At 66.0% G+C, this 4,644-nt stretch carries 5 protein-coding genes and 1 pseudogene; 3 read left to right on the top strand and 3 right to left on the bottom strand.

What is annotated here, in order from left to right; all coding sequences use genetic code 11:
• Positions 1-355: 355 nt before the first annotated feature.
• Entirely contained in the window at positions 356-733 is a 378-nt protein-coding gene (locus E1292_RS52080) for a zinc-binding dehydrogenase (protein ID WP_165975171.1), read from the bottom strand.
• Between the two features lie 524 nt (positions 734-1,257).
• Here E1292_RS52080 and E1292_RS49480 point away from each other — a divergent pair.
• Both E1292_RS49480 and E1292_RS49475 read left to right on the top strand, forming a co-directional pair.
• Entirely contained in the window at positions 1,258-1,554 is a 297-nt protein-coding gene (locus E1292_RS49480; RefSeq protein ID WP_132606734.1) for a hypothetical protein, read from the top strand.
• A gap of 58 nt (positions 1,555-1,612) precedes the next feature.
• Positions 1,613-2,056: a YbaB/EbfC family nucleoid-associated protein gene (locus E1292_RS49475; RefSeq protein ID WP_132606733.1), complete on the top strand. Its 444-nt coding sequence runs from the start codon at positions 1,613-1,615 to the stop codon at positions 2,054-2,056.
• 166 nt (positions 2,057-2,222) lie between these two features.
• On the opposite strand, the gene E1292_RS49470 is transcribed toward E1292_RS49475, so the two are convergent.
• Positions 2,223-3,485, bottom strand: a complete 1,263-nt coding sequence (locus E1292_RS49470) for a hypothetical protein (RefSeq protein WP_132606732.1) — start codon at positions 3,483-3,485, stop codon at positions 2,223-2,225.
• A gap of 44 nt (positions 3,486-3,529) precedes the next feature.
• Between E1292_RS49470 and E1292_RS49465 the strand changes: the two genes are divergently transcribed.
• The gene (locus E1292_RS49465) at positions 3,530-3,913 is read left to right on the top strand and encodes a hypothetical protein (RefSeq protein WP_132606731.1); all 384 of its coding nucleotides are present in this window, start codon (positions 3,530-3,532) and stop codon (positions 3,911-3,913) included.
• 230 nt (positions 3,914-4,143) lie between these two features.
• On the opposite strand, the pseudogene E1292_RS49455 reads toward E1292_RS49465, so the two are convergent.
• Positions 4,144-4,587: pseudogene (locus E1292_RS49455) on the bottom strand (hemerythrin domain-containing protein); the annotation flags it as partial.
• Positions 4,588-4,644: the final 57 nt, after the last annotated feature.

Genomic DNA, 4,644 nt, shown 5'->3' with positions numbered 1-4,644 from the left:
AAGAGCTGGAAGATCCTCCGAAAGCTACGCTGCAGCCCGTCCAAGGCCGGCCACCTCTGCAAGGCCATCGCCATCCTTCAAAACCATCGTGTAGCCCAGCAGGCCGCGTGAGGCTGAAATAGGTTCACTGATCCGGGCTGTTCCGACAAGCTGTTGCCTGTACGCCTCGTAGCGCCAAAATTCGGTCCGATCCTTCGGACGCCCAATCCGGAACGGAATGTCACGGCGAAGCCGCTTCCGCCCGGTCCGCTAACGCGACTTTCGTTCGTATGCTGCTCAACTTCGAACCGGAGGCTGAAAAAAGAGATGCTCGGCAGGCGCAATGGTGCCGTCCGCCGTGATCAGCTCGGGGCGATCACGGTGAGGACGGTCTTGCCAGTGGCGCCCCCGCCCTCGATGTACTGGTGCGCCTCGGCGGCCGTGCCAGCGGCAACTCCCGGGACACGCTGACCTTCAGCCTTCTGGAGTCGGCCAGTTCAGCCAGATGTTCCAGGCCGCGGTAGTCGGGCTCGACGATGATGGACGCCACCCGCAGGCCGCGCTCGGCCGCCTCCTGCGAGACGTCCAGCCCGCGCGGCAGCGGGATGAGCAGTCCCCCTTCGGCCAGCACCTCCAGCGAACGGCGGCGGGTGTCGCCACCGACGAGGTCGAGCACCATGTCCACGGCCTCGACGGCCTCCTCGAACGCGACGGCTGTGTAGTCGATAACCTCGTCGGTTCCCAGTGAGCGCACGAAGTCGTGCTTGGCGGCGCGGGCGGTGCCAATCGCGTACGCGCCCCCCGCGCCTTGGCGATCTGCACCGCCAGATGGCCGACGCCTTGGGTCCGATAGCCTCAAGCGCCGTGTCCCGGCTGAAAGGCTCGGCCTGCATCGTGGATCGTCGTTTGGCGACAACCTCGTCTGTCCGGTCTCGCTCGCGCCACGAGTGGTTCGAGCCTCGATGCGGGCGTCCTCACATGTTAAGGCGGGCGGCGATGCCGTCGTGGCTCACCCTCCTCCCTCCTGCTCCCTGACGCCCAGGTCAAAAAACCATGCGCCTCCAGGGTTGGAGGTCACACCGCCGTCGGAAGGGGGCCGGTTGTCGGGATGGTCCGGCTTGTCGATATTGATTTGTGACGATCACCCCGATGACGGGGCGTCGTGTGTTATGTAACTTCTGGGTTAACGGATCACTTAGGGGCTATTGCGCATCTGCTGGACTCAAGCGTTCGCCGACTTGCACCGGTGAGCGGCGGCACATCCTTAAGGGGGGCGGTATGACCGGGCAGGGTTTCAGCTACGAGCATCGCCGACTGCACCTGTCCGGCGACGACTACGTGGTCGCCGCACGGGCGCTGGCGAGACCCCTGGACGATTTCCGGGAAAACGCCAAGGCGGAGGCCACGACCTTCGGCCTCCTTCCGAAGGACTCCGAGGAGACGTCCAACCAGTACGCCAGCTTCTACGGGGAGATGGTCCGCTACATGTCGACGCTCAAGGCAACTTTCTCCGGCGCCGGCAGGATGTTGCAGACCGTCGAACGCAACTACGAGACCGCCGAACCCGGCGGCTGACCGGCGTGGCGGCGGTGCGCGGAGCGTTCTGGTCAGTGGATTGTGAAGCTGGTCGACGATGACACACGAGTTCAGGTTCGACGATTTGGACAACGCCACGTACGCCGTGGAACGGGCGGCGCGCCGGGCTGAGGACGCCAAGGCGGAACTCCACGCGATCGTCGGCGAGGGGGAGAGCGTCGGCGGGCACGTGCGGGTCACCACCGACGTGTCCGGGCGCGTGCTGAGCATCCGTCTCAACCCCCGCGTCATGAAGCGGGGCAGCGGTGATCTGGCTGATGAGCTGATGGTGGCCATACGGCGGGCGCAGGACGACAGCGACGCGCAACGGGAGCGGCTCATGTCCGGCGTGCTCGACGCGGCTGACGCGTCGCTTGACGCCTTCGCCGGGCGCTCGCGACGGGGGTTCGACGGGATCGTCGACGCCCACAGCCGCGCCATGGAGGAGAGCGAGGCCGGGCTGAACGAGGTCATCCGGCGTATCGAGGACGATCTCGCGTAGGCGCAGGGCCGGCTGCCGGCCACCGGTTTCCCGTGGTTGGCAGCCTCCCGCGTGTCAAAGGTGTCGCCGATGAGGTCACGGTTGGCGTCGTAGATGGTCCGCCACTTGCGGCGTCGTACACGCGCGCCGTGATGCCCGACAGGGTCTCGGACGGCCGGACGGTGACCTACTCGGGAACCGATGGGGCCTGCACACCGGGGTGTCCCGGGGTGCTGTACGTGGTGTCGTACATCGACGGTCGCATAGAGTAGTCCGGCATCGGGCGGCTGTCGAGCGGCACCATGGCGCGCAGCGCCGCGCCGGACGCGATGGAACCGAACGATCCGAGGGCCAGCGTGAGCCCCGGATTGCTGCCGCCGGGGATAATCTTGCGCAGCGTCGCGCCAGCGACGGTGTTGTAGACGCCACCGACCGAGGAGAAGATCGCCGCGTTCCGCAGCGCCTCGTTCAGCGGCTTGCCCTGGCTGAGGTCGATCAGGAACTGCGGGCTCGCCGTCGCGATGACACCCATCCCCGTGTCCATGATCATGCTGTTCTTGGGGCTCTTGCCGATCCAGTTGGTGACCGCGCCGAGCCGGGTGGCCGCCGACAGCCCCGCCACCATCTGCCCTGACTTGGCGAGCGCGACGTACGAGCCGCCCCACCGGGTCACGAAACCCTGGCCGTTGATCAGATTGCCGAAGCCGTTCGCCACCCAGCCTCCGGCCATGGACAAGGCGCCCATGCCCCAGTAGTTGGCCATCGAGGACCACGCGGGGCGGAAGAAGGAGCCGGCGAGCGTCGTCGTCGGCGACGGAGCGAGGCCCTTCGGGAGCACCCCGCGGATAATCGGGCTCCGGGCCGTCGCGGTCATGGTGTTCCCGAAACGCGAGAGGCCGCGCATCAGGCGCAGTCGCTCCATAATTCGGCCGATTTTGCCGAGGGCACTGCCGACGCCGCGGAGCGCGAGCAGGTGCCTGCTGACGACCGCGCTGGTGGCCACGGCCGCGCTTCCCGACGCGCGCGCGACCATCGCCCATCGCGCCCAGAGGCCCAGCGCGCCCATGCCGGCGGCGATGGCGGCAGAAATTTTGATGTTCGTCCACAACATCTGGCGAATGTCGATCATGGCTTGCCTGGACGCAGTGGACGCCTTGGCCGCCTCGCGGAGTACGAGAGATCCGTTTCTGAGATTCTCGACCGCTCGGGCGAGCTCCTGGCGGTTCAGATGCCGGTACTCCATATCTTTGACGTGGTCGGCAGCCGCACCGGTCCAGCGGTGGCCGTCAACCTTGGGCGGCAGGCGGTCGTGCACCTTCTGCAGGTCTGCCTTGGTCCTGTCCAGCGTCTCGGCCATCGTTTCGAGTCGGCGGATGTCCTTGTCGTCGCCTACCGACTGCCAGGCCCTTGTCATGACCTGCAACAACTCGCTGATATCACTCAGAACCACGACGATCTCCTTAAAAGTCCGCCCGCACTATGATCATGCTTTAGTTGCTGAAGTTGCACAAGGAGCCGGAGCCTCTTTCACTTTCAGGCTTCGCAGAGGCGGTTATTCCTCTGGGGCTGCGTCCGTTCAGTACGCGATCAAGGCGGCCGGTGGATGGCTGCGTCGTGGTGTTTGTCTACACCGGTGAGATCCGCGCCTACGACGTGATGTTCATGATCCAGCGGGACGGCAAGCCGACCCGCTCGGGGAGGCGATCGCCCACTACGGGCGAATCTGCAAGACCCTCCATATCCTCACCTACGCCGTTGAGGGGCCCCTACCGGCGCGACATCAAGGGCGTACGCAACCTGCTTCTTGACTTGCGACGCGTCACCGATCCCCAACTGCTCGGCATCGAGGGCCATAATGGTCGCGATCATAGTGATTGAGACGTTACAAGTGGTGATGGTTCAGTCATGAGTGTTACTTGCCGGCCACGTGCGCGACGGGGCACCCGGTCAGGACCCGCTCGACGAGCAGTCGGCGGTCGTAGTTGGTCAGCCGGGCGTTACGGTGGGACATGAAGCCTCCATGCGGTGCAGAATTGACGCCTTCACCACATCGGAGGCTTCTCTTTTGATCAATGTCTCTTTGCTAACAACGCTCGTGGTCAATACAGCTAGAGACCGTGCCTGGCCAGGGGATCGACGAGTTCGCGTTCCTCGTACGACAAGTGGGACAGCAGGCTGTCGGTGAGCAGGTCCACGGCGGCGCGCAGGTCGCCGAGGCCGCCCGGTTCGGCCACGAGGGCGACGAGGGCGCGGTCGATCCGCTCGATGATCTTGTGGATGGCGTGGTGCTCCTCCTCCAGGCGGTCGAGCACGGGGACGAGCCCGGGCTCGGCGCTGCGCAGGCGGGGGAAGAGCGCGGTGTCCTCGGCCGAGTGGTGCAGGGTGAGGAGCCGGCAGTAGGACTCGCAGTAGGCGCCCAGGGTCCAGTTGTTCTGGCGCACGGTCAGGGTGTTGATCTTCGAGCGGGCGGAGCCGGCGTCGAGGGTCCCCGCGGCGACCTGGTCGACCAGGTCGCGCAGCTGGGCGAGCTCGGCGCGCAGGTGGTCGTGGACGTCGACGAGGTGCCGCCCGTCCGACTGCCGGCGCGGGGTGCGGCCTGTCTCTTATAC

The organism is Nonomuraea deserti (assembly GCF_004348685.1).
GTDB lineage: Bacteria > Actinomycetota > Actinomycetes > Streptosporangiales > Streptosporangiaceae > Nonomuraea > Nonomuraea deserti.
This window is presented reverse-complemented; position numbering and strand designations above follow the sequence as displayed.

What these genes read in the sequence shown, in the direction of transcription:
- E1292_RS49480 (WP_132606734.1), top strand. Translation starts at nt 1,258, where the DNA reads ATGACCGGGCAGGGTTTCAGCTACGAGCATCGCCGACTGCACCTGTCC.
- E1292_RS49475 (WP_132606733.1), top strand. Translation starts at nt 1,613, where the DNA reads ATGACACACGAGTTCAGGTTCGACGATTTGGACAACGCCACGTACGCC.